The organism is Parabacteroides goldsteinii DSM 19448 = WAL 12034, from assembly GCF_000969835.1.
In the GTDB taxonomy this organism is placed as follows: Bacteria; Bacteroidota; Bacteroidia; order Bacteroidales; family Tannerellaceae; genus Parabacteroides; species Parabacteroides goldsteinii.
On sequence record NZ_KQ033912.1, the window covers coordinates 1,472,083 to 1,498,031 of the forward strand.

Sequence of the window (25,949 nt, forward strand, 5' to 3'; positions counted from 1 at the left end):
GATGATCTATAATATAAAGAGACTTATTCGATTGACAATGCTACTGGTATGTACAGCATGTACCTCCCAGCCCAAACAGGTGACAGAAGTGAGCGAACCTGCTCCCATTTACCCTGACTACGCAAATGTGACCATTCCATACAACATTGCCCCTTTAAACTTCCTGCTTCGTAACGAAGTATCCGCTTTACAGGTAACCGTTAGCGGACAACAGGAAAGTTTGACCGTCCACGGAAACAGGAAAGTTTGTTTTCCACTCCGTAAATGGAAAAACTTGCTGGAAGCTGAAAAAGGACAGACACTAACCGTCACTATCACAGCCAAGGTTGAAGGTAAATGGCTGCAATACCCGACATTCACTTGGAAGGTCGTCTCCGAAAAACTAGACAGTTTCTTAAGTTACCGCTTAATAGAACCGGGGTATGAAGTCTGGAATACCATCCAATTATGTGAACGTAACATCGAAACATTTGAAGAAAAAGTAATTGCCGACAACAATCTGGTAGATGGCAACTGTATGAACTGTCACATCTATGGAAAACAAAGCGGCAATCTATCTCTGTTTCATTTGCGTGGAAAGAATGGCGGCACAATCCTCAACCGCAACGGCGTATTACGCAAACTATCACTTAAAAACGACCAAATGGTTTCCGGTGCCGTATACGGAGATTTCCATCCATCGGGACGCTATGGAGTCTTCTCTTCCAATATCATCATTCCGGCTTATCATGCCCAGAACAACAAACGTTTGGAAGTATATGACACAGTTTCCGACTTAGTTATTGCCGATTTCGACAACAACAAAATGCTTATCTCTCCTCAAACAGCCCGAAAAGAGGTATTCGAAACTTTCCCTACCTTCTCAGCCGACGGTAATTGGATATATTATTGTGCCTCTCCGGCTGTGGAACTACCGGACAGCCTTCATCAACTCCACTATTCCCTTTGCCGCATCGCTTTCGATGCAGAAAAAGGAGAATGGGGCAACCATATCGACACACTTTGGAATGCAGCAGAACATCATGCCTCCGTTTGCTTCCCGAAAGCCTCTCCCGATGGTCGCTATTTGCTCTATTCGGTTGCCGATTGCGGCACTTTTCCCATCTGGCACAGGGAAACAGACTTAAAACTAATGGATTTACAAAATGGCCAAATCGATTCATTGCCTACAATAAATTCCGACCGATCAGATACGTATCATAGCTGGTCGTCGAACAGCCGTTGGTTCGTCTTTGCCAGTAAACGGGGTGACGGGCAATATGGCAAACCCTACTTTGCTTATATCTCTCCCGACGGAACAGCAGGAAAACCTTTCGTCTTACCCCAAAAAGATCCGGAACATTACGATTATACATTCAAATCATACAATATTCCGGAGCTATCCTCCACACCTGTACCCTTCGACGCCTTCGATATATGCCGGATATATCAGGAACACGAGTAATAAAACAGATTCCATCTGTTCATATTTTCATTTTTATCACTATCTTCGCTTTTGCTCACACTGTTTTAATATTACATACCATGATAACAGAAGTTTTCAGAGAAAAGTCGCCTCTATCCATTAAGGACAGTTTCATACTATTCGAACGCACAAAATCTTCTTTCACTTTCCCTATACATGTCCACAATGTTTGGGAACTCAACTTTGTAGAAAATGCAAGCGGAGCCTTGCGTATTGTCGGCGACTCGGAAGAAACTATCGGCGAAAAAGACCTTGTACTGATCACCAATACAGAACTAAAACATGCCTGGATGAACGGAAACTGCCGTTCGAACGACATCCATGAGATCACTCTCCAGTTTCATCCCTCCCTGTTTTCTAACCCTGCATTCCAGAAAAACCAATTCGATTCAATCATGAAAATGATGGCAAAAGCAGAGCATGGATTGGCATTCGGACAAGCCGAGATCAACCGCATACAGCCTATTATGCGAATGATATCTACGGAAAAAGGATTCTATTCGGTCATAAAATTCTTTATTCTCCTACATGAGCTCTCTTTGTCGGAAGATGTACGCGTTTTATCTAAAAACATATCTCCGCAATATACGGAGGCAGACTACCAAATGAAAAAAATACTCGACTATATCAGTAAGAATTTGGCCGACCCTATAACGATAGACGAACTGGCTCAATATATGGGTATGAGTCTTTCCACACTTTCCCGGTTCCTCAAAAAGAACACAAATCGTAATTTCACAGACTTCCTGCAGGAATACCGCATCAACTCTGTTGTGCGCGAACTAAATAATAATGAAAAGGAATGCATCATGGACATCGCTTCCCGGTGTGGTTTTGTCAGCCAATCCTATTTTTACAAAGTATTTAAGAAATTCAAAGGTGTTACCCCACAGGAATACCGTGAGAACTACCAACGAATGCGAGTTATCATATAAACAAATCAGCGGCTATAATTATCGGTCGCTGATTTGTTGTTATAGTAATTTGAAAACCTCCTTTATTCCATTGACCGAATAGAGCAATCACTTTTGACCTTACAGCACACTCCTAAACCATATAAACAGCAGAGAAACAACATTTTAATACAATAAGTCCCTTAAAAATTCGATATACACATATTTACATTTATAATGTTTATATTTACTAATAAAGCACCTATTTGATAGTAATTTTGTTAATCTATGTAAATATAAAATATTTATAAGAGTTATGCTTTAATAAAATTGACAGAAAAGCGCACTACTTTGACAGAATAAGACACTTCTCGGATTCTGTCATTCCATACATTTGCAATGGAAATTAACATTAATGCCATTCATTATGAAAACACATCGAAATTTAACCTTAGGATTGTTCGCTTGTCTTTTCCTGCTAGGATCTTGTACTGACAACGAAATTGTAGACCAGAAAACTGGTGGCTCCATTGCGACAAAAGCCGTTGCAAATACTGACGTAATACTCCATTGGAATACAGAAGAACAAAACATTGATGGTTTCGGTGTAGCACAAGCCGGATGGGCGGATTATCTGTATGCACACCGAAAACGTGATACTGTATTAGACCTGATGTTCGGAAAAGATGGATTGCACCTGAATATATTAAGAGGTGATCACATAAACAATCAGTTTACTATCCTTCAAAATCAAGGATAGTAGACTTTTTATTAACCTAACAGAATTATTTTATCATTTAAATATTTCATTTATGAACAGAAAACTAGCTTTTTCTCTATTACTAGGAGCCTTTGCGGTATCCAGTTGGGCACAGCAGGCAGTTACCGTGAAAGGTACGGTAAAAGACTCGGAGAACAATCCAGTCATCGGAGCAACAGTTGTTGTAAAAGGAACCACAATAGGTACAACAACTGACATTGATGGGAATTACACCATCAATGTCAACCCAGGACAGGTCCTGGAATTTTCGTATGTAGGTATGCAACAATCTTCTATCACTGTTGGAGATAAAAATGTAATCAATATCACAATGGCTGATGGCGAATTATTGGATGAGGTTGTCGTAATCGGTTACGGTACAGTAAAGAAAAGAGATTTAACCGGTGCCGTTGCCTCTGTTTCATCTAAAGATCTACAAGCCAATATTGCCAAAAGTGCAGCTGGTGCATTGCAAGGTCGTATTGCCGGTGTAAGTGTTTCCAACGTTGGAGGTCAACCCGGTTCTGGTATGAGCATCAACATCCGTGGATTAAGCTCTTTAGGTTCAAATACACCGTTGTATGTAATTGATGGCGTTTATGGTGATATCAATATGGTAGATCCGGCAGATATTGCATCACTTGAAGTACTGAAAGATGCTTCGGCTGCAGCTATCTACGGTTCACGTGCCGCCAATGGTGTTGTATTGATTACGACAAAAGGAGGTAAAAAAGAAACTCCTACGACTATTGATGTAAACGTATATTCCGGTTTCCAGAACATAGCAAAGAAATTGGATGTATTAGATGCTCAACAATGGATTTCTGTTATGAAACAAACAGGTTTCCTACCTGATGAAGTGAAAAACTTCCAAGGTGCCGGAACAAACTGGCAGGATGAAGTATATCGCACAGCTCCTGTCACAAAAGCCAATTTAAATATCAGCGGAGGTACAAAAACAGCGACCTATAATGTGTCTGCCGGTTATATCAACCAGCAGGGTATCTTATTGAATTCAGGATACAGTGCTTTTAATGTTCGAGCCAAAAACACATTCTCTTTCTTTAACGATCATTTCCGTGTTGGAAATACATTGTTAGTGAAAACAGCCGACAAACAGATCAATGACTTAGTTATTACAGACCCCTTGCGACAGAACCCGTTGATGAAAGTGAAAGATCCGAATCAGCTAGGAGGTTATGCAGGTATCGAACCCTGGATGAAAAACATGGACAACCCTGTCGGTTATTCCGAACTGTTCGACAGACAAAACCACAACATGGAGTTGTTATTGAACGCTTACGCAGAAATCGACCTGGGTTTAAAAGGATTAAAATATAAACTAAACTTTGGTTACAACAAAAACAACGGCCGTAGTTACAACTACAATCCTGAATACAATTTCGGATCCGGAGCCATTCAATCAAGCCTGAGTGAAGGTGCTTCTTTCGGTGACCAATGGTTGGTTGAAAACACATTGCACTACGACAATACATTTGGAAAACATACCGTATCCGGCTTGTTCGGTTATTCTGCACAGGAAAATAAAGACCGTTCGTTTGGCGCTTCCCGTAAAGATATTCCGGCAGGAACAAATGCAATCGGAGCTGGTGCCACTAAAGAACAAAGCACTTCTGGTTCTTTGCAAGAACACTCATTGGTTTCTCTGTTTGCCCGCGCTATGTATAGTTACGATTCGCGCTATATGATTTCTGCCTCTATCCGCCGTGATGGTTCTTCCCGCTTTGCCGATGGTCACAGATATGGCGTATTCCCATCAGTATCTGCCGGTTGGAATATCATGAACGAACACTTCTTTGAAAATGCAAAAAAGACCGTCGATGAGTTGAAACTACGCCTCAGTTATGGTGTATTGGGTAACCAGGAAATCGGAAACTATACAACACAAAGTACAGCCACCAGCGGTATCAACTACGTACAAGGCGGCCAATGGTGGATGGGTAGTAGCACTGGTATCAATTGGGTATCCCCAAAAGACTTGACTTGGGAAGAGACTCGGACTACCAACATTGGTTTGGATGCCAGTTTCTTCAACGGAAAACTTTCTTTCAATGCTGATTACTTCATTCAGGAAACCAAAGACGTATTGTTAAGTATCGCTATGCCCTCATCGGTAGGTATGGGTGGTAGCCCGACAATGAATGCCGGTACGATTCAAAACAAAGGTTTTGAATTTGTAGTCAATCACCGTAACACTGTAGGAGAAGTTTATTACAATGTCGGAGTAAACATTTCTACAGTTAGCAATAAGATTAAAGAAATCACCGTAGGTAGTGACAAACAAGAGTATGCAGGTTACAATCCACAAGGTGAAGGTACTGTAACTTGGGCCAAAGTAGGTGATCCGATCGGTGCTTTCTACGTTGTAAAAACAGACGGTATCTTCCAAAACGAACAAGAAATACAAGCACATACCACTGCCGATGGTAAATTGATTCAACCAGACGCACAACCGGGAGACATCCGTTTCATCGACTACAACGGTGATGGTCAGATTAGCGACGATGACCGTCAATATGCAGGAAGTCCGTTCCCCGATGTAACCTTCGGTATCCGTGGCAACGTTCAATACAAAGGATTTGATTTAGGATTGTTCTTTGATGGTATGATTGGTAACAAAATATACAACTATACACGTTGCCGTATGGAATCCATGAACGAATTCACCAACTTCGGTACAAGCACATTAAATGCATGGACTGAACAGAACAGAAATACCGATATGCCTCGCTTCACACAAGAAGACAAAAACGAAAACCGCCGTCGTTGTAGCGACCGCTGGTTAGAAAACGGTTCTTTCTTCCGTTTGAAGACATTGGAATTCGGTTACACATTGCCACAAAATCTGTTGACACCGTTAAGAATGAACAATTTGCGTATATATACAGCAATGGACAATCTATTTACTGCCACTAAATACACCGGCTATACACCTGACTTAGGACAGAACGACGGTCAGAACGGTGGTGGTGACGGTACCATGACAAGAGGTTGTGACCACGGTCGTTTCCCGTTGGCAAGAACAATTACTTTTGGCGTTCAACTTAATTTCTAATTTAATAAAATGCTCATAATATGAAAACGAATATATTAAAAAAGCTGGTACTCGTTCCGGCTGCTGTCCTTGCCATGACAGGATGTAACGAGTCTGATTTTTTAAGTTTTACAAACCCGAATGAATATGTAGAAGATACCTATTGGTCTTCTGAAGCCAATGCACAAGCTGCTATGGCAACCATCTATTCTCCTATCCGCAGCCAAATGTATGGTTATTTCGGAGGCTACACCGGATGGCATACCATGAACCGTGCAGATGATACTTGGTTCATCTTGGGAGAAGAAGCGCACAATTGGCAACCTGCCACTTTCACCAACACTCCGAATACCGCAGAAAGTGATTTCGGCAGAATTTATAACACAATCAATCGTGCCAATGTCCTTTTAAACAATATTCATAAAGTGAATATGGATCAGACTAAAATGAACGAACTGATTGGAGAGGCCAGTTTCTTAAGAGGTTACGCTTACTTCCTGTTGGTTACCAACTTTGGTGATGTTCCTCTGCGTCTGGTTTCTGCTGCTGAAAGTTTGGAAGAAACCATGAAGCCGAGTTCTCCGGAAGCTGATATATGGAAACAAGTTGAAGCCGACTTCAAAACAGCCAAAGAATATTTGCCGATCACCCGTCCTTCCGATGAGGCTGGTCGTGTAACCAAAGGAACTGCTATCGCTTACCTGGGTAAGACATACAACTATCTAAAAAGATACGAAGAAGGAGAAGCTGAATTGAAAACAATCATGCAAAGCCCTTATACATATGACTTGACTGAAAATTTCGAAGACAACTTCACCGAATATACAGAGTTAAACAAAGAATCAATATTTGAACTCGTATATGAAGGAAAATACGGTTCAGGTACTTGGGGGGCTGAAGGGCCCAACGATACACAAGGCTGGGTAATTCCTAATTTCGCAGGTCCACAGGGAACAGGTGGTTGGTTCAAATGGATGCCGACAGCTTCAATCGTTGATGATTTCATCGTCGAAGAACGTCCGGCAGGTTCCGATACCCGCTTCGACAAACGTATGTACACCAGTTTCTTCTGGAAACATTCTGATTATGAAACGACCGTAGAAGATGGTGCATGGTTCGGAGATATGTCTTTTGATGAGATATGGGAGGCTTGTGCTACCAAACGTTTAAGAGGCGAACCCGATTACCCGACCATCAGTGGTAAACCCGGTCGTTTTTTGATCAAGAAATTCACCAATTTCTACAAAAACGAAGCTGAAGCAAACAGCATGTACAACCAGGCAAACCAGAATAACAACCTGCGTGTGATGCGTTTTGCCGAAGTATTATTGCTACATGCCGAAGCCTGTATCAAAACCAATAAACTGGCAGAAGCAGCTGCTGACCTGACACGTATTCGCGACCGTGCCGGACTTGCGAAAAAGACTTGGAACGGAGCCGATGAATTGTGGGAAGAAATGGTTCATCAAAACGAACTTGAATTCTTCTTTGAAGGTCACCGTTTCTTTGACTTGAAACGCTGGTATTCTTACGAAGAGATGAAGCAGATTTTCGTCAAAAACAAAAAACAAGGTGCAGAGAACTTCCAGCCGAAACATTTCTATTTGCCTATTCCGCAAAATGAATTGAATACAAATGAAGCTATCGAACAGCATCCGATGTGGAGATAAACCGAAATAATTGAATAGAATAGCTATGGGGGAAGTGACACCCTGACAAACACAGTGCGTGTCCTTCCCCTTTCTGTCTGTAAATAGAAAATAATCGCATGAAGAAATATATCCATAACACAAGAACGGTCCTGCTTGCTCTTTTACTGGGAGTATGTACCGGATGTAACGAAGAGATTGATTCTCTGGAAACAGAAACAGGTGAAGAAATAACGACTATCCGTTCATTAATGGAAGAAGGCAGCCTGTTAATAAAAACCGAACAAAATGAGGATAAACACCTTTTCTATTTTGAAACAGACACGTTAGTTATCCCCTACCATAAAATTATTCAACTAACACCCGACATTGACAACTGGAAAACAACACTGCTTTTCGCAGACAACACGATATTGGAGATTCCGACCTTAGGAACCTCTTTCCATCTTAGCGATAAAAACATCAAACTCGATCCTACCGGCTATGCCCCTTTAAGTGCAGAGCTCAATTTGCTTTTACCGACAAGCGGTTACCTGACCGTCTGTGTCAAGGGAAAACACGATGGTGCCGACTTGTCACATACATTCAAGAAATACGGCTCTGCATACCGGGTAAACGTACACGGTCTATATGAGAATCATACCAATACGGTCTATATCACCCAAACAAACAAGCAGGGAAAGGTACGACTGACCGACTCAGTCAAGATAACAGTCCCCGACTTGCAACTTAACACCCAATATCCCCAAATATCAATGATTATCGCTCAACGAGAAAAAATGGAGCCCGGAGTGACATTAATCAATTTCTTGGGAGACAACGAATACGATACACATCGCCCGTTCATTATAGATAACTATGGCGATATCCGGTGGCTGTTACGCCTGAAAGATCATCCGGAAATGAGAATAACAGCCCATACCGGCTTAAAACGAAACAAGAAAGGAAATTTCTACTGCGGAGATGTAAAGACAGGAAGAATCCTGGAGTTTGACATGGTCGGCAATATACTAAATACATGGAACATACAAGAAAAAGGATATTCATTCCATCATGATGTCATTGAAATACCTAACGGCCATCTGATTGCTACAGCTAGTAAAGATGGCAGCATTGGACAAGACGGGAAAGTAACGACTTACGACTATGTGGTGGAAGTAGACAATGAAACCGGTGCCATTGTCAATGAATGGGATCTAAAAAAGTCGCTGGATGAAACTCGTAAGACTTTTGTTCCGGCAGGTGACACGATCGCGGTTTTTGGTAACTGGGCTCATGGTAATGCTGTCATTTATTCAGAAGACGATGATTGCATCATCGTGTCCTGTCGCTATCAGGGAGTCGCCAAATTGACCCGAAACAATCAGCTTAAATGGATTATGACACCTCATAAAGAATGGAAAAATTCGCTCACCCTTCTGAAGCCTTTAGATGCAAAGGGCGAGAAGATAGCAGATATAGAAATCCTTAACGGAGAAAAGAATCATGATGATTTCGAATGGTGCTGGGGACAACATTGTCCCGTATTCATGCCTAACGGAAATATATTGCTCCTTGACAATGGTTTCTACCGTAACTACCAGACCTACGATAAAGACAGGGAAAAAGCGTATACACGTTCCGTTGAATACAAGATTAATGAAGAGCAAAAAACAATACAACAAGTATGGGAATATGGGAAAGAAAGAGGAAAATCCTGTTTCGCCATGGGAGTATCTTCAACAGATTATCTTCCGAAAACGAACCATGTGTTATTTTGTCCGGGAGTTGGTACTCCTACAGTCAATGGACGTGGAGGCAGAATCATTGAAGTAGATTACAAGACCAAAGAGGTTATCTCTGAATTTCATTTTTCAGTACCCAACTATTTGGCTTTCCACCGTGCCAACCGCATCTCCCTCTATCCCGAAGGTCTTTAAAACATTATTCCGAACTGCCATTCTCAATACGCCGTATTGAGGACGTCAATATGACGTATTGAGGACGTCAATATGACGTATTGAGCGCGTCAATACGGCGTATCGAGAAATTAACATATTTATCAATTAAAAAACAAAAAGCTATGCCATTCTACAAGAAAGCGTACAACTCAAAACAAAAAGTGCATTACCCTCGCGCCATCGTGCAAGGGAAGCCAGTAGAAACGGAAACGATTGCCAAAGACTTGGCGAAAATCTCCACAGTCAGCAACTCGGACGTTCAGGCCGTACTTGGCGATATCGCCGGTGTGATGCACACTCGTATGGCACAAGGCAAGAGCGTTCATATCAAAGGATTGGGCTATTTCCGCTACACCCTTAACACGGTAGGCGTAAAAGATATCAAGGATTTCAACTTCGCCAAACAGGTAAAAGCCGTCCACGTTGAATTTATTCCCGAACGTACGAAAATGGCAGGCGGCAATTACAGTCGTGCCCTAGTGGACAGCGACGAACTGGAATGGATCGAACTTTCGCCCGAAACGGAAGATACGACTCCCGGCGATGGTGGCGAAGGCGACCGTCCGGAGATCGAATAGAACAGAACACATTGCCGCATACCGGTAAATTACATAGATAAATAAAGAACAATACGATAATGGAAATCAATTTCTCAGATACGATCGAAAAGTTGCAGATACAACATGAAATGCTTCTATCTGCAGAGAATGTCCCTCTGGATGCTCCCCGCAGCATCGCTACACGTTATAAAAACCCTGTCGTTACAGCATCACATGTGCCGCTCGAATGGCGTTACGACCTGAATCCGGAAACCAACCCGTATTGCCTGGAACGCATCGGGGTAAATGCCTGTATGAATTCAGGTGCCATCAAATGGAACGGTAAATACCTGCTGATGGTACGCGTAGAGGGATTCGACCGCAAATCGTTCTTCGCCATTGCCGAGAGTCCGAACGGGGTAGATAACTTTCGGTTTTGGGAACGTCCGGTCAATCTGCCGGATATCGACCCGGAAGAAACCAACGTGTATGATATGCGCCTGACGGCACATGAAGACGGGTGGATATACGGTATCTTTTGCAGTGAACGGCATGACCGGACAGCTGCCCTGGGTGATCTGTCTTCGGCTGTGGCCAAAGCCGGGATTGTCCGTACCAAAAATTTGATCGACTGGGAAAGGTTACCCGATCTGAAATCGAAAAGCCAGCAACGCAATGTTGTGCTGCATCCGGAATTCGTAGATGGGAAATATGCATTATATACCCGTCCGCAGGATGGTTTTATCGATGCCGGTAGCGGTGGCGGCATAGGCTGGAGCCTGATCGATGATATAACAAACGCGTCTATTCTCTCTGAACAAATTATAGACAAACGCCACTATCATACAATCAAAGAGGTCAAGAATGGGGAGGGACCACATCCTATCAAGACTCCGGCGGGCTGGTTACATCTGGCCCACGGAGTCAGGGGATGTGCTGCCGGATTGCGCTATGTACTTTATCTATACATGACATCGCTGGAAGATCCGACCAAAGTCATCGCACAGCCTGGAGGCTACTTCCTCGCTCCGTGGGGGGGAGAACGGATCGGGGATGTGTCGAATGTGCTATTTTCCAACGGATGGATTGCCGATGAAGATGGAAAGATATTTATATATTATGCATCCAGCGACACCCGGATGCATGTAGCAGTTTCTACTGTAGAAATACTGGTTGATTATTGTATGAATACCCCGGAAGACGGTCTGCGTTCTGCCACTTCCGTGGCAAAGATCAACGAGCTGATTGACAAGAATAAACAATACAAGATGATGTGTCAAAAGTTGAAATTAAGGAACGTAGATCTCTAATCATTATCCGGCAAAACTTTATTGGGAATAGCAACAGTGAGACTATCCACACAAGCTGTTCCCAATATGCCTACTCCTCCTTCGATATTATTGAATACACGAACCGGTTCGGCAAGACCAATATCCGCAAGGTCGTTATTCAATGATTCGTCTTGTAAGGAAGCCAAAGCTAACATATATTTATAATAAGATTCAGATATAGCGTATAGATAAACCCTCATTGAATCCGGCATAATAGGCTCAGAACTTTCAGATGAATAAGAATAACCATTATCCAACTTCATTGTATACTCCTTCCCGTTAAACAATTCATCCGAAAAAGGCCGTCCTTGCCCGCCAGACAACCAGTCATTTCCCATTACTTTATCCAGAATAGTAATTTTATTTGCAAATATCGGTTCAGAAGCAAAATCAACATACTGCGAATACCATTTATAAGACCCCTTGTAAACCTCCGTTTTCTCCCAGTCGTCCCCCACATAATCATACTCCGGATAGCCTCTGGTAAAACGAATAAGATAGCAGTTTCCAGCAGAGGGATCATCCCGGAATGTAACTTTCAAACGTTCCTGAAAATAGCTATAATAAGGATTCTGATTATAATAATTTTCCACTGCAAAATTAAGTAATGTAGGAGGACCCGGTATTACATCTTCTGCCACAACCGGTTTATACCCATCCATTTCCGCTTCAATACGTATTTTATCTCCGACAACCGGAACATAAGTAGCCACATAGCCTCCAAATGTATTATAATTATACGCATTTAGATTAAATGATAACTGTTCTACAAAACGGTCATTTACGTATAACTTGACATCCGCGTTTTCCATAAGAAGGTTAACTCCGCCCTCCGTGTAAAACCAAGTACGTGACAAGGAAGCAATTATCGGTTTGTCCTGTATAATGACACAGTTCAATACAAGCTTAGGCTCCGGACGTAAATGCTCCAGATCAATCTCTTTCATACAGGAAGTAACTAATAAAAGAAGAGCTAAAAGAAATATATGTTTCATATGCATACTCATAATCATTAAAATTTATAGGTATAAGAAATAGAAGGAATTATAGGCATTATTCCAATAGTTTTAAAGACCGGTACATTCTTACCGTAAGAACTGCCTGGATCAGGAACCGTCTTATCACTTTTATAAATCATAAAAGGATTCATGCGGGAATAGACATTATATATGCTAACTGTCCAGATACCCATCCGCCCTTTCTTTTTAGGACGATATATCTTGATTCCTAAATCGAGTCGATGATAGGCTGGCAACTGATAATTATTTCGTCCTTCGTAATAATCGATTGACTCGCTTGCACCCACATAATGGTTATCATTATTCGTTGGAGAACCTGTTCCATTTTCATAATAGTTTTCCAAAGATAACGTCACATGGTTTCCGGAAGCATACGACCAGGCTGCAGAAAGTTCGACTTTAGGAGATATCTTATGCATCACCACTATATTCAATTTATGCCGGTTATCAAAACGAGCCGGATAACGTGCTCCCTGATTCAGTTCGTCAAACTGTCGGTCGGACCAGGACAGACCATAACCCACCCAACCCGTCGTACGACCGGTTTCTTTACGTACCATAAATTCCGCTCCATAAGAACGTCCCTCACCAGCCGTCAGTTTGTCTTCCCAATTGACAAAGGAAGGAGTAAAGGTATGTCCGTCACGATATTCCAACAGATTATCCAATGTTTTATAATATCCTTCAACAGAGAAATTATATTCTTTATTAAGATTGTAGTAGAAACCAGCAGAGACCTGGTCACTTATCAGCGGTTTCAATTTTCGTGTAACCGGCATCCAGGCATCGGTCGGTAAACTGATAAAACTATTACTAATCAGATGTACATATTGATTCATTCGGGAATAAGAAGCTTTAAAACTCAGATTATCATCCAGCAACCAACGAAGAGATACCCGCGGTTCCAGTCCGGTATAAGTCTTTCCCTGCACATTGAAAAGACTGAAACGCAATCCGGCATTCAATCTTACGGCAGACGATAATGTCCAGTCATCTTCGGCATAGACTCCGGCTTCATGCCCCCACAACAAATCGTTTGCAAATTCCTGTCCTATCTCGACCGATGTTTCTTCATTCTTTTCATAAGCTACCGAACGATTGTATTCCGGATGAAAACGGTGTACCAGATAATCACCTCCAAAACGGATATGATGAGCAGATGCCGGCAGATAATCGAATGAAGTGCGCAACCCAAAATCCGTAATACCCGTATTTGTTTCATTCTCCCTGAACGAATCAGAATAATCCTCATCTCCTTCGTTTCCTACCACATCGTGTTCTGTATTCCTCAATCTGGAATGATAACGGGTAAAAACACCTGACACTTTACCAAACAAACGGTTATTAAACACATAAGTCCAACCGGCAGTAGCCATGATATTCCCCCAACGGAGGGATACATCGGAATCATAATTATAATTATTGTCACTATCTTGATCCGGGAAATCTGTACTTCCTCCTTTCAACACATCATTACCATTGTAAAGACTCAGATACATGCGGCTACGGTCGTTAAATATATGATTCACCTTCAGGTTCAGATCATGAAAAGCGTAACGGGCCCGCAGACGTGTTCCATCCTTCTTCGTTATCTTATTGGCGATAGCTACAGCCGGAGCTGAAAGTACATCCAGCCAGGTACGTCGCAAACCTATATTAAAAGAAGTACGGTCTTTTATGATAGGCCCTTCGAAATTTAGATTACCGGAAATCAAGCCAATTGAAGCACTACCGTGATATTCCTTCATATTACCCTCTTTTGTATGCACATCCACTACAGACGAAAGTCGTCCGCCATAACGCGAGGGGAAACCGGATTTGAAGAAATCCATACCGCTGATCGCTTCCGGATTAAATGCCGAGAAGATACCGCCGATATGATTGATCTGATACACCGGGTTACCATCGATCAGGAATAAGTTTTCATCCACATTACCGCCACGGACATACATTCCTGCCGTTCCTTCCGTACCGGCCGACACGCCTGGCGTCAACTGCAAAGTCTTGATAATATCAGCCTCCCCAAACATTACGGGAGTAGAGCGGATCGTTTGCTGATTAATTTCCAATGCTCCCATCTGGGTACTTAGCACAGATTGCTTGTCATTACTTTGTCCGGTTATGACAACTTCCTGCAACGAAGCCGAAGGCTCCAGTTCGATAGCAAGCACTGTATCGCGCTCAAGTCCGTTAAGAATATGCTGATGACTGGTATAACCAATATAAGAAGAACGAATTGTAATATCCCCTGGTGGCAATGTCAAACTGAAAAAACCAAAATTATTGGAAGCTGTTCCCACACGACTATGGGCTTCATAAACCGAGGCCCCGATCAGAGATTCGGCGGATCTTTTATCACGCACAAAACCACTGACCGTTACCTGCTTGGGTTTACGCTTCAGAACCACTACGTTTCCTGTCATCTTGTACACTACCGGAAGATTCGCGAACAAACGCGTCAGGCAATCCGTCAGTGCTTCATCATCCGCACGGAACGTTGTTTTCTGAAGTCCACTCAACAAAGATGATTCGTAAGAAAAGGTTACTCCGGTTTGCTTCTGGATTTCGTCCAGGATTTCCCGAACAGAGGCCTTTTGCATGTTCAACGTAACCATCCGTGTTTCATCCACTCTATTTGTCTGTGCCTGAAGGCCGGACAAACTAAAAATCATCATCATTACTACCAAGGTAACACGGGCAAATTGTTTTGCAGGGTATACTTTCTTCATCTTGTTATTTGTTGATATCTGTTTTTAAGACAGATTTTCCGGAAATACCCCTATCAGGTAAGACAAAAAAAATTAAACCTAGGAATATTCCCCTTTTTTGCTTATCTTTGTAGAAGAGTTAGAGATATAAATCATTATTGCATAGTTCTCCTTATCATTTTAAGCAGGTCTCTCCTTTAATTATACTCCTCACTCCACTTAGTATTTATCTTATAAAAAAAGTTATATGGCAAGATCAATGACAGTTGACAAACGTGAAAATGAAAAGAAAAGACTCGCTAAACGAGCAGAAAAGCAAAAGAAAAAAGAAGAAAAGAAGTTATCCGGCAAGGCAAGCAGTTTCGAGGATATGATTGCTTATGTCGATGAGAATGGAGTAATTACTTCAACCCCGCCCGCGGAAAATATCAAAAAAGAAGAAATCAACCAGGAAGAAATACTGATCTCGGTACCTAAAAAGGAAAAAGAGGAACCGGTCGTTTTAAAAGGTAAAGTCGATTTCTTCAATACATCCAAAGGATTCGGTTTTATCAAAGAACTGGTAAGAGGTGAAAGATACTTTTTCCACGTAAACAATTTACTTTCAAAGGTTGAAGAAGGTGATATTGTTACATTCGACCTGGAACGTGGTTTGAAGGGAATGAATGCGATCAATATATCTTTGGAGAACGAACCGGAGAATAAAAATCCGGAAGACGATATCACTTAATATTAAATAGACAAAAGTATGAAAAGGGAAATCAACATGCGGTCAGACAGGAATCAGGCCAATCAATTAATTGAAAATTCACTGAAAGAGTATAAAAAAAGCATTGGCGAGGTAATACTCGTTTCAGTAGGTCCGCGAACAACTATTGAATTGCCGGCCAGTCTGACACAGGCAGAGAGAGAAGCCCGTATCGAGATCTATAAAAAATTACATAGTTCGAAGATCTAAAAATCTCAATCAGATGGATACAGCCTAGTACCACACGTGCGTCCGATCACCGAAAGGCATTGTAAGGCGACGTGTGGAAATCTGATAACCTGTCACTACTCCGAAACCGTCGGTTACGTTTGAATAAACGGCAGTCGGTTCCAGCAAACCATCCAGAAAAGCATCTCCTAAAGAGATAGAGAAACCGCGAATCTTTTTCAAGTAGTTATAATAAGCTTCCGAAATAGACATCAGATGGATATCATAATGTACAATAGCTTCTATCGAATCATTCTTAAAAGAACTTTCCGGGAAAAAGGAACTGGTCAACGTGTACTCTTTTCCATCAAACATCTCATCGGATAAAACCCCCCGGCAATAAGTCCCGTCATACTCCTCCAGAGCGGGAGATGGAATGCCTTGCTGAAATGCAGGATCATCATAAACCAGCCTGAAGTCATAAGATACAATTACGACCTCTACACTGTCACCGGAAATTACAGAGTCTCCCCAATTATCGTTAAATGAACTTACCCACATCACCTTATCCCCTTTACGATATTCGACCAGACGTTCCACCACCAAACGATAATAATTCCGGACAGAAGGATCATCTTTCAACGTCAGATATATCCGCGTACGCGCCGAACTATAATCAGAGGTAATCACACTGGCTGTATCGAGTGATAATATATCTGTTTTTGAAGGAATAATGGTTTCCCCCTTTACCGGATCAAATCCCGGAGCCTGGGCTTCAAGCCGTACTTTGTCACCAGCCTGCACGTGACAACCCGGTAGTCTGAACTGCCCTTTATATGCCGTGCTATCGGCCGGATCGTCGGATCGCTGCATGGTTCCCCGGAAAGTCTCATTCACGTAAACATCAACCTTCACCCCTTCTTCCGGTAAATCATATTCCGGGACACTATCCAGCAAAAACCAGCTTTTTGACAAAAAAGCCGCCACTTCCCGTTCCGGTGTTACGGATGCATTCAGAACCAACACCGGAGGTGCAGGGTCAAGTTTTAATATCACATCGCGTGTACACGAGAGACATATGAATAATAGCAGCAGAGACAACGGGAACAATAATATCTTTTTCATAACGATCAGAATTTATAAGTATAAGACACAGAAGGCAGGAACAGAAACAGGATGGATTGTTCCAGATATATATTTTTCTTTCCTGTCTCACCGTCTATATAATAATGAGTTCTCACAGAAAACGGATTCGGATGAAGATACGCATTGCAAAGGCTCAGGTTCCAGACTCCCAGACGTCCTTTCTTTTTATAACGATAAAAGTTCACCCCCAGGTCAAGACGATGATAAGGTGATAGTTGATAGTTATTACGCGAACTGGCAGCATAAGCGACACCTTCGCCCTCCTTTAGTATAACGTCTTCTCCCTGCATATAGCCATGGTCGGTCTGCCCGGTTCCTCCATGATAGATCTGATCCATGATAGTAATATGATTACCAGAGGCAAACATCCAGGCGGCAGTCAACTCTACTTTACGGGAAATTTTATAAGTTGCCACCAGATCAACCTTATGGCGATTATCATATTTGGATGGGAAACGGCGCCCTTTGTTCACACTACCGTCCGGAAACCGGCGGTCAGACCAGGACAACGTATAACCGATCCAACCGGAAAGGCGTCCGGACTTTTTCTGGGCCATCAACTCCATGCCATACGCACGACCATATCCCATACCAACCCGCTCTTCCCAGTTAGAATAATCCGTACCGACCGGAATGCGATCTTTATATTCTATCAGATTATTCATCCGCTTGAAATATCCTTCCACAGAAAAATTATACTGCCTGTGTAATGTATAATAAAGACCAGCTGTAAACTGATGGGCATTCATCGACCTGATATTACGGGTAACGGGCACCCAAATATCCGTAGGCTGGCTGATATAAGAAATGGAAAGCAAATGGATATACTGGTTCATTTTCGTATACGACAGTTTTGCCGATAAATTACGCGCCAGCAAATAACGGGCGGATAAACGAGGTTGCAAAGAGAAATAAGTCTCCCCCTGCACAAGAAAGGTCGTTGCACGCAAACCGACATTAGCGGTCAGGCGTTCTATCACATGCATCTCTTCTTCCGCAAACAGAGACACTTCGTGACCGCGGATCAGCGAGTTTGCATAGACCGTATTGGTCTTCTGCGATTTGACAGAATCTTTGTATAAACTCTTCATCGTATTCTGCTCCGGACGGAAATTATGGAAAAGATAGTCTCCCCCGAACTTCAGACGATGTTTCTCATGCAGACGATAATCGAAAGACGCACGCAGACTGACATCTTCCATCGCCGAACGGTAATGGTTTTCCTGGCTGAATAACTGCCGGTCCTTCCGATTGGGCGATAAAGTATATCCTTCCTTATCCTGCTGGATATGCGAACGATAACGCGTATAGCCTGCCGTAAACGTAGCAAACAATTTATTACTGAACACATGGCTGATCCCGGCCGAACCGATCAGGTTCCCCCAGCGCCAACGGAAATCTTTACCTACACGATCTTCTTCGTCTTTCTCCTCTCCGTTCAGATAACTGTCGCTTCCCATATAAAAACTCATATAACCACGTGTCCGGTCACTAAAGGAGTGGTTTACTTTCGCATTCATATCGAAGAAATGATAACCACCCCTGATCTTCTTCTCTTCCCCGCTGTTGAGAGCTTTCAGCAAAGGCCAGGTAATCAACTCCATCCAGGTACGCCTGACAGACACATTGAAAGAGGATTTCCCTTTTACGATAGGCCCTTCCAGGTTGCCCCGCAAAGCCAGCAGACCAATCGAAAGATTACCATGATATTCATACCGGTCGCCATCATTGGTCCTTACGTCTACTACGGACGAAAGCCTTCCTCCGTATTCGGCAGGAAAGCTTCCTTTATAAAATGTTGCATTTTTGACGGCATCCGGGTTAAAGGCGGAAAAGAAACCGAGCAGATGGTTGGTGTGATAAACCGGATTGCCATCCAGCAAAAAGAGGTTCCCATCCGCATCACCTCCCCGGACATGAAGTCCGGTCATCCCTTCGGTCCCCACTGCAACACCGGGCAGTCGTTGCAGGGTTTTCACCACATCCGTCTCCCCCAGCAGGGCGGGCATCGACTTGATGCGCTGGGCAGGCACCTCCACAACCCCGGTTCGTGTGCTTAATACCTCCGATCGGGGATTCAGTCCCTCCACGACCACTTCGCCCAATGCCCTCGACGAAAGCAAAGGTATATCTATCAATGTATCGCAAGACAATTCAAATGTAACCTCTTTCGCTTCGTATCCGACATAAGAGGCCCGCAAGGTTACTTTTCCGGGTGGAAGCGTGATACTGTAAAAACCATAATTATTGGTAGTCGTACCGGTTCTGGATTTACGTTCAAAGACATTGGCATTGATCAGACTCTCATACGACACCGAATCGCGGACAAAGCCACTGATCGTATACAGCCGCGGCTTCCGTTTCAGTATCACGATCTGCCCTGTCTGCCGGTAAGTAAGAGGCAAGGTGGAAAATAATCTTCTCAGGCAATAGGAAAGCGATTCGTCCTGTGCCTTGAATGAGATTTTCGGAAACTCATCCAGCAAAGACGATTCATAGGAGAAAAAGATTCCGGTTTGCTTTTCCAGTTCCTGTAAGATTTCCAACAAAGGGACCTGTCGTTTGTCCATCGTAACCGTAGGCGTCGGTTCCACCGGAAGATCGACAACAAAGGCTTCTTCCCTGGCTTTTACCTGGGAAAAAAGCATAAGAAGCCCTGTCAGCAATATCCATATACGTTCCATAGATTACTTATTTATTGGGGTCAGGAGCCAGGCGGGTATCGAGTGTCTGGTTGATAACCAATAAAACATCTTCCAGCGGAAGATCATTGAAAGTGGCCGTCAGTTTCAGATTCGGAGTTTCTGCTTTATTGATTATATTCACCTGATAGTATTCATTCAGATCGCTGACCACCTTCTCCAACGGGGTGTCATTGAAGCGCAACTGCCGGGTTTTCCACGACAGGGTATTAAGGTCTTCTTCTTCCAGTATCGTGATTCCTTTACTTTCCATAGAATAGGAGGCCGACATTCCGGCGGTTAATATCACTTTGTCCGTTTCACTGCCGGTAACGCCAAAGCTGACTTTACCGGTCATCACATCCACATCCGTCCCGTCCGGCTGTTCATCTATCTGAAAACTGGTGCCGAGCACGGTGACTTCCGTCCGTTCAGTATATACAGAGAAGGGGCGTGCTTCATTCCGCGTCACTTGGAAAAAGGCTTTTCCTTTCATCTCCACTACACGCCGTTCCTTTCCGTAAGCTTTTTTATCATATCGGATGGAAGAATTACCAGCCATCGAAATCAATGTGCTGTCGGGCAGGTAAACTTCCATGATTTGTCCCGGTTCGGTCGTAACAGCAACCCATTCGGGCGAATTACGATCGGTCATAAAATAAGTACCAAAACCAATGAGCAGCAACAACACCGACGCAGCCGCCATCCAGTAGCGACGGAAAGAGACCGTACGGCGTACCTGATGCTTGCCGGCAAACTTTTGCCAAGCCTTATCAGTATCCAGACGTCCTTCCTCGTAGTGTTTCGCTACGAAACGAATGCGTTGTTCCAGTTTATGTTCCTGCTCGTTGTTCATATATATTATTTTCTAAAACCTATATCCTACTGTAAAGCTTACAGTATGATAGTTTAAAGCTACATTTTCATATTCGTACTGCTTGCCCAATCCCATATCGTAAGCGACATTAAAGGAAAAGCGTTTCACATCAACTCCGGCATTCAGCGCAACCCCCCAGTCAAAACGTTGAAGACTGCTGTTTTTGAACGGATTAACCGACTCATCTACATGCCATGTACCTTTTTCGGATACTTCCAAAAACTTTGACTTGTACTTTCCTCCAATGCCATAAGCAAGATAAGGACCGACTGCGACATGCATTTTTATATCATCTCCAATTTTCCAATTAAAGCGGGCAAGTACCGGTAATTGCAAATAATCTCGACGAGTACTTCCTTCATTCACATAAATTCGCTCTATTCGCATATCGGTTGGAAGGCTTAAACTTCCTCCTTGTCCATAAAAACCGTAGTAGCCGTCCATTTGCCATATAATATCCGAATTCCTTGAGGCGAAACTTAAATAACAGTCATTCCAATTTCCATCTTTATCCATTGCTTTACCTACAGCTCCTCCGTATGAACTTTTCCCTGCTCCGCGTTGTACATAATACAGGCCGGATTGAAGTGAAAACAATCCTGAACCAAAAGTATAACTCACAGCCGCACCGGCTTTAAAACCGACAGCAGCAGGCGAATCCTTGTACTTCGTCACATTCATTCCGGCCTCAGGAGTTACAGACCATTGTGCACTAACCTCCGTCACACACATCAACATCATCATCAACATCACGCAAGATGTAATCTTCTTCATCATCATTTCTCTCATTCTTAGTGAAACAAAAATTTGTAATACCTTTTGTCTCTAAGACAGAGTTAATGGAAAAAACCCCTACTCCGGATAAAACTTTTTTCTCAGGTCACGCCAGCCCCAAGAGAAAGTTATAGATACGCACAGCTGTTTCCCGCAACGCTTTCAAAGCCTTACCCATCTGATTCTCAACCGTCTTGATTGAGATATTCAGTTCTTCCGCAATCTCCTGGTACTTCAGGCCGTCGCGTTTGGAAAGTAAAAAGATTTTTTTGCGTTCGGGAGGTAAACCGTCGATAGCATTCCACAGCCGGGCATCGCGTTCGGCATTATACATCTGCTCCTCTTCCGACGAGTCTTCCATATCCGGAAACTGGTCGGTAGTCTGCAATTCGACCGGCTGAGTCACCAGCGACAGGGAACGGTTGCGTACTGCCTGGTACATATAGGATTTAAGATTCTCAATCAACACATTATTGATATTCTTATCCCATACATCGGCAAAGGCTTGCTGTACAATATCCTCCGCATCATCTAACCGTTCAGTGAAACGGAGTGCAAACAAGCACAGAGGTTTATACAAATCCCTGAAATACTGTTCAAACTCTCCGCTGGAAATGATTGCCATACGTTTGCTATCTGTAACTATTCGCCACAAAGTAAAGCAGATTTCTTGATAGTCAGATATAATTTCAACATCTTTATCACATATTTAAGAAATTATGGGCTAAAGGATAGTTAATCTATTATCAAATCCAGCACGATTTATTGCAAGATTGTTATCTTTGTTGTGTAACAAAAAAGACAGGAGGTAGTATGAACCACATTTTACACAATAAACTGGAAGCTCTAAAGGAGCTTTGTCGGCGGTATAAAGTAAAAAGCCTTTATGCTTTTGGTTCGGTAAATACACCCCGATTTACCGAAAAAAGCGATATCGACCTATTGATAGAGTTCGAGCCGGATATTTCTATTGAAGAATATACCGATAATTATTTTCTTTTACATAATAAACTAACAGAGTTGTTTCGAAGGAAAATCGATCTTGTCACTCATCGTTCACTCTCAAACCCATTCTTTATTGCCGATGTAGAACAGACAAAACAGCTTCTTTATGGCGCGTAGTATTCAGAAATATCTATATGATATACAACAATCGATCTCATCGATCGAGGAGTATCTGGGTGAGAAAAGAGATTTCTTCGCTTATGAACAAAACAAACTATTGCGTAGAGCAGTAGAACGGGAACTGGAAATTATCGGTGAAGCAGCAAAGCACATATTAGATATGGAACCCGACATTCAGATAGATGACGCCAGAAAGATTGTTGACCTGCGTAACTTTGTAATTCATGGCTATGATAAAGTCGACAACGTCATTATCTGGGGAGTAGTTAACAAAAATCTGCCGAAACTAAAAGAGCAAGTTGAAGACCTATTAGGAGGTTTCACCATATTATAAAGGCACACAGAATAGATCTCTGCGTGCCTCTCTTTTTCTTCTAAACTATCCTGAAATCAATACGGCCGGAACCCGATAATTTCACGGACTTCCGCTAATGTTTTAGCGGCGCTTTCGCGGGCTTTTTCGGCTCCCATGCGGGCTACTTTCTCCATGTATTCCTCGTTGGAACGGATGTCGATAATCTTTTCGCGGATCGGTGCACAGAAGTTGTTGATATCTTCTGCCAGCTGCTTCTTCAAATCGCCGTAACGAATTTCGCAGTTGTTGTACTTTTCGTTGAAGAAATCGTATGTATCTTTCGTTGAAACGATATCCATCATGGCAAACAAGTTGGCAATCGGTTCGGGCTTCACACTGTTCGGTTCCGTAGGACCGGCATCGGTGACTGCCTTCATGACCTTTTTCTTGATTGCTTTTTCATCATCGATCAGATAGATGGCATTGCCTTCGCTCTTACCCATCTTACCGGAACCGTCCAGGCCAGGCACTTTTACTGCCTTCTCTGTCAGGTGGAATGATGCCGGTTCGGGGAAGAAATCGACTTCAAACGTTGAATTGAAGCGGCGGGCAAAACGACGGGCCATCTCCATATTCTGTTCCTGGTCTTTCCCTACCGGCACTTTCACGGCTTTGTGAATGATGATATCGCCGGCCATCAAAGTCGGGTAAGTCAGCAAGCCTGCACTTACACTATGACGGTTTCCTTCGTTGAAGATTTCTTTTTCCACGTCGCCTTCCGCCGTATTTACACGGTCGATATGAAGCATCTGACGCGCCTTATCCTTGAAAGAAGTCGTACGCATCAATTCGCCGATACCGGCATTCATATTGAGGTAGAGATACAACTCTGCCACTTCACGCACGTCGCTCTGTATATAGATAGTCGCCTTTTCGGGATCGATGCCGCAGGCCAGATATTCAGCCAGGATTGTCTTCGCGCTGTTACGGATATTTTCCGGACGCGGATGTGTAGTCAGGGAGTGCCAGTCTGCAATAAAGAAAAAGCAATTATACTCATTCTGCATTTGCAGAAAACTCTTTACTGCTCCGAAGTAATTCCCCAGATGCAAATTACCTGTTGGCCTGATGCCACTTACTACTGTTTCCATTTCTAAATTCTTTATTTTATTCAAACAGCCGCAAAGATAGTAATTTTAGAATACAAATCCGTTCCAGAAAGACGAATTGTCTTTCGTTTTCTCCTGCTCCAAAGTCATTTGGTTGCGCAGTTTCTTAATCAGTTTGGCATGTTTCTTTTCTCCTGCCAGGTTATTCATCTCCCAAGGGTCGGCCTTCAGATTGAACAGTTGGGTGGTACGCACGCCTTTTACATTATATTCGCACAGTTTCCATTCGCCATCGGATACGGCACGCTGGTTATCCATATAGCTGTAATAGAGATAATCGCGCACGGGTTTGTCTTCTTTGATGGCGGGGACAAGGCTCACGCCGTCTACCGAAGAAGGGATATTCGCACCGACCATCTCGCACAAAGTCGGGAAAACGTCAATCAGGTAACACAACTTATCGCTCATCTGTCCTTTGACGTCTTTGCCTGCCTGTTTAATCATCAGAGGTACACGGACACTATGTTCGTACACATTCTGCTTACCCATCAGACCGTGTTGTCCGACTGCCAATCCGTTATCGCCGGCAAAGACGATAATTGTATTTTCATATTCGCCCGTTTCTTTCAAGGCTTTCACGATATCGCCCACGCGGCGGTCCACATGGGTGACCATGGCGTAATATTCCATGATATGCTTCTTGATTTCGTCCGGCACACGGGGAATGGCGGCGAGTACCTCGTCACGGATCACCAGTTCGCCGTTGTCGAACGGATGCTTATCCATATAGTTCGGTGGCAACTGGATTTTGTCGAAGTCGTACTGGCGCATGTATTCGTCCGGCATGGTACGCGGGTCGTGCGGCGACATATAGGCAACGGAGAGGAAGAAGGGTTTGCCGGCTTCCTTTTGTTTTTCGATATATTCGACGGCATCTTCGGTAAAGATATCTACCGAGTGTTTGCCGGAGAGCATATATTCGCCTTTTTCATACGTAATGACATTGCTTTTTGCCCAATCTTTTACGACAGGGCGTTTATTGCTATAATCGCAATCAGCATTGTAGTCGTAGAGCGGTACGTTCCAGTGGTCCCACATGCCACCGAAGTAGATGCCTTTACCATCATTGAAGCAACGGTTCATTGCCTGGTAGCCGTTATGCCATTTGCCGGTATGGAAGGAATTATAACCGGACTGCTGCAATGTTTCACCAATCAGTTTATGGTCTTCCGGAACAGTTGCCCCCTGCTTTTCCAGGGTATAGAGATATTTGCCGGTCATCAGCATGGCACGGCTCGGCATACTGACGGCACCGGAGGTTCCGCCCATGATATGAGCGTTCGTAAAGACGGTACTCTCGGCAGCCAGTTTATCCAGGTTGGGAGTGTGTATGTCCTCGACACCTAAGAAATCCATTGCCGTTCCACGCATGTCATCCGCCAGTATCAGGATGACATTGGGATTCTTATCGGCAGCAAACAAGCAGGTTGCTGAAAGCATGGCCGTACTTAATAAAGTTAATTTCTTATTCATAAAAGTTTTACTTAGTTTGTATATTCTTTATTGTTCTGATTGGCTCTTACCAGAGTTGCATTGTTGGAAGTGTTTCATCATAATGAAACAGTTGTTTCTCCATATTGAAACAGTTGTTTCATTACTTAGAAACA

General features: G+C 43.1%; 21 protein-coding genes. 12 read left to right on the plus strand and 9 right to left on the minus strand.

Features of this window, described 5'->3' with window-relative positions:
* The first annotated feature begins 1 nt into the window (after nucleotide 1).
* The 8 genes from HMPREF1535_RS05600 (at nucleotide 2) to HMPREF1535_RS05635 (ending at nucleotide 11,611) form a co-directional block, all read left to right on the plus strand.
* Nucleotides 2–1,444, plus strand: a complete 1,443-nt coding sequence (locus HMPREF1535_RS05600; RefSeq protein ID WP_046145539.1) for a TolB family protein — start codon at nucleotides 2–4, stop codon at nucleotides 1,442–1,444.
* Nucleotides 1,445–1,524: 80 nt separating this feature from the next.
* A complete protein-coding gene (locus tag HMPREF1535_RS05605) occupies nucleotides 1,525–2,400 on the plus strand; it encodes an AraC family transcriptional regulator (RefSeq protein WP_007655540.1) in 876 nt (291 codons plus the stop codon).
* Nucleotides 2,401–2,785: 385 nt separating this feature from the next.
* Nucleotides 2,786–3,118 (plus strand): hypothetical protein, encoded by a 333-nt coding sequence (locus HMPREF1535_RS05610; RefSeq protein WP_244275573.1) that lies wholly within the window; start codon nucleotides 2,786–2,788, stop codon nucleotides 3,116–3,118.
* Between the two features lie 52 nt (nucleotides 3,119–3,170).
* Nucleotides 3,171–6,194 (plus strand): SusC/RagA family TonB-linked outer membrane protein, encoded by a 3,024-nt coding sequence (locus tag HMPREF1535_RS05615; protein ID WP_046145541.1) that lies wholly within the window; start codon nucleotides 3,171–3,173, stop codon nucleotides 6,192–6,194.
* A 20-nt stretch (nucleotides 6,195–6,214) separates the two neighbouring features.
* Nucleotides 6,215–7,843 carry a RagB/SusD family nutrient uptake outer membrane protein gene (locus tag HMPREF1535_RS05620; RefSeq protein WP_010801568.1) on the plus strand — a complete coding sequence of 543 codons (1,629 nt, stop codon included), beginning with the start codon at nucleotides 6,215–6,217 and terminating at the stop codon, nucleotides 7,841–7,843.
* 98 nt (nucleotides 7,844–7,941) lie between these two features.
* A complete protein-coding gene (locus tag HMPREF1535_RS05625) occupies nucleotides 7,942–9,741 on the plus strand; it encodes an aryl-sulfate sulfotransferase (protein WP_010801567.1) in 1,800 nt (599 codons plus the stop codon).
* Nucleotides 9,742–9,884: 143 nt separating this feature from the next.
* Entirely contained in the window at nucleotides 9,885–10,340 is a 456-nt protein-coding gene (locus tag HMPREF1535_RS05630) for an HU family DNA-binding protein (protein ID WP_010801566.1), read from the plus strand.
* Nucleotides 10,341–10,399: 59 nt separating this feature from the next.
* Nucleotides 10,400–11,611, plus strand: a complete 1,212-nt coding sequence (locus HMPREF1535_RS05635) for a glycoside hydrolase family 130 protein (RefSeq protein WP_010801565.1) — start codon at nucleotides 10,400–10,402, stop codon at nucleotides 11,609–11,611.
* On the opposite strand, the gene HMPREF1535_RS05640 is transcribed toward HMPREF1535_RS05635, so the two are convergent.
* Together HMPREF1535_RS05640 and HMPREF1535_RS05645 are read right to left on the minus strand one after the other, a co-directional pair.
* Nucleotides 11,608–12,627, minus strand: coding sequence for a DUF4249 domain-containing protein (locus tag HMPREF1535_RS05640; protein ID WP_233584487.1), 1,020 nt, complete (start codon nucleotides 12,625–12,627; stop codon nucleotides 11,608–11,610). The two genes, HMPREF1535_RS05635 and HMPREF1535_RS05640, sit on opposite strands and share 4 nt — an antisense overlap.
* A gap of 17 nt (nucleotides 12,628–12,644) precedes the next feature.
* On the minus strand, nucleotides 12,645–15,380 hold the full coding sequence (locus tag HMPREF1535_RS05645; protein ID WP_046145542.1) for a TonB-dependent receptor: 2,736 nt from the start codon (nucleotides 15,378–15,380) through the stop codon (nucleotides 12,645–12,647).
* A 226-nt stretch (nucleotides 15,381–15,606) separates the two neighbouring features.
* On the opposite strand from HMPREF1535_RS05645, the gene HMPREF1535_RS05650 reads away from it, so the two are divergent.
* Nucleotides 15,607–16,089 carry a cold-shock protein gene (locus HMPREF1535_RS05650; protein ID WP_007655554.1) on the plus strand — a complete coding sequence of 161 codons (483 nt, stop codon included), beginning with the start codon at nucleotides 15,607–15,609 and terminating at the stop codon, nucleotides 16,087–16,089.
* A gap of 18 nt (nucleotides 16,090–16,107) precedes the next feature.
* Nucleotides 16,108–16,317 (plus strand): hypothetical protein, encoded by a 210-nt coding sequence (locus HMPREF1535_RS05655; protein ID WP_007655555.1) that lies wholly within the window; start codon nucleotides 16,108–16,110, stop codon nucleotides 16,315–16,317.
* Nucleotides 16,318–16,341: 24 nt separating this feature from the next.
* Here the strand turns inward: HMPREF1535_RS05655 and HMPREF1535_RS05660 are convergent, their stop codons facing one another.
* From HMPREF1535_RS05660 to HMPREF1535_RS05680, 5 genes are all read right to left on the minus strand, one after another.
* The gene (locus HMPREF1535_RS05660) at nucleotides 16,342–17,400 is read right to left on the minus strand and encodes a DUF4249 domain-containing protein (RefSeq protein ID WP_046145543.1); all 1,059 of its coding nucleotides are present in this window, start codon (nucleotides 17,398–17,400) and stop codon (nucleotides 16,342–16,344) included.
* Nucleotides 17,401–17,405: 5 nt separating this feature from the next.
* Nucleotides 17,406–20,105: a TonB-dependent receptor gene (locus HMPREF1535_RS05665; RefSeq protein WP_046145544.1), complete on the minus strand. Its 2,700-nt coding sequence runs from the start codon at nucleotides 20,103–20,105 to the stop codon at nucleotides 17,406–17,408.
* Nucleotides 20,106–20,112: 7 nt separating this feature from the next.
* A complete protein-coding gene (locus HMPREF1535_RS05670) occupies nucleotides 20,113–20,958 on the minus strand; it encodes a FecR family protein (RefSeq protein WP_046145545.1) in 846 nt (281 codons plus the stop codon).
* A gap of 12 nt (nucleotides 20,959–20,970) precedes the next feature.
* Nucleotides 20,971–21,759: a porin family protein gene (locus HMPREF1535_RS05675; RefSeq protein ID WP_046145546.1), complete on the minus strand. Its 789-nt coding sequence runs from the start codon at nucleotides 21,757–21,759 to the stop codon at nucleotides 20,971–20,973.
* A 100-nt stretch (nucleotides 21,760–21,859) separates the two neighbouring features.
* Entirely contained in the window at nucleotides 21,860–22,378 is a 519-nt protein-coding gene (locus tag HMPREF1535_RS05680; protein ID WP_044215195.1) for an RNA polymerase sigma-70 factor, read from the minus strand.
* 188 nt (nucleotides 22,379–22,566) lie between these two features.
* Between HMPREF1535_RS05680 and HMPREF1535_RS05685 the strand changes: the two genes are divergently transcribed.
* Both HMPREF1535_RS05685 and HMPREF1535_RS05690 read left to right on the plus strand, forming a co-directional pair.
* Nucleotides 22,567–22,875: a nucleotidyltransferase family protein gene (locus HMPREF1535_RS05685; protein ID WP_007655564.1), complete on the plus strand. Its 309-nt coding sequence runs from the start codon at nucleotides 22,567–22,569 to the stop codon at nucleotides 22,873–22,875.
* Nucleotides 22,865–23,212: a HepT-like ribonuclease domain-containing protein gene (locus tag HMPREF1535_RS05690; protein ID WP_010801557.1), complete on the plus strand. Its 348-nt coding sequence runs from the start codon at nucleotides 22,865–22,867 to the stop codon at nucleotides 23,210–23,212. Before HMPREF1535_RS05685 ends, HMPREF1535_RS05690 begins: the two co-directional genes overlap by 11 nt.
* 56 nt (nucleotides 23,213–23,268) lie before the next feature.
* On the opposite strand, the gene trpS is transcribed toward HMPREF1535_RS05690, so the two are convergent.
* The gene (trpS, locus tag HMPREF1535_RS05695; protein WP_007655568.1) at nucleotides 23,269–24,324 is read right to left on the minus strand and encodes a tryptophan--tRNA ligase; all 1,056 of its coding nucleotides are present in this window, start codon (nucleotides 24,322–24,324) and stop codon (nucleotides 23,269–23,271) included.
* A 45-nt stretch (nucleotides 24,325–24,369) separates the two neighbouring features.
* Nucleotides 24,370–25,815: a sulfatase family protein gene (locus tag HMPREF1535_RS05700; RefSeq protein WP_046145547.1), complete on the minus strand. Its 1,446-nt coding sequence runs from the start codon at nucleotides 25,813–25,815 to the stop codon at nucleotides 24,370–24,372.
* Between the last annotated feature and the right edge of the window lie 134 nt (nucleotides 25,816–25,949).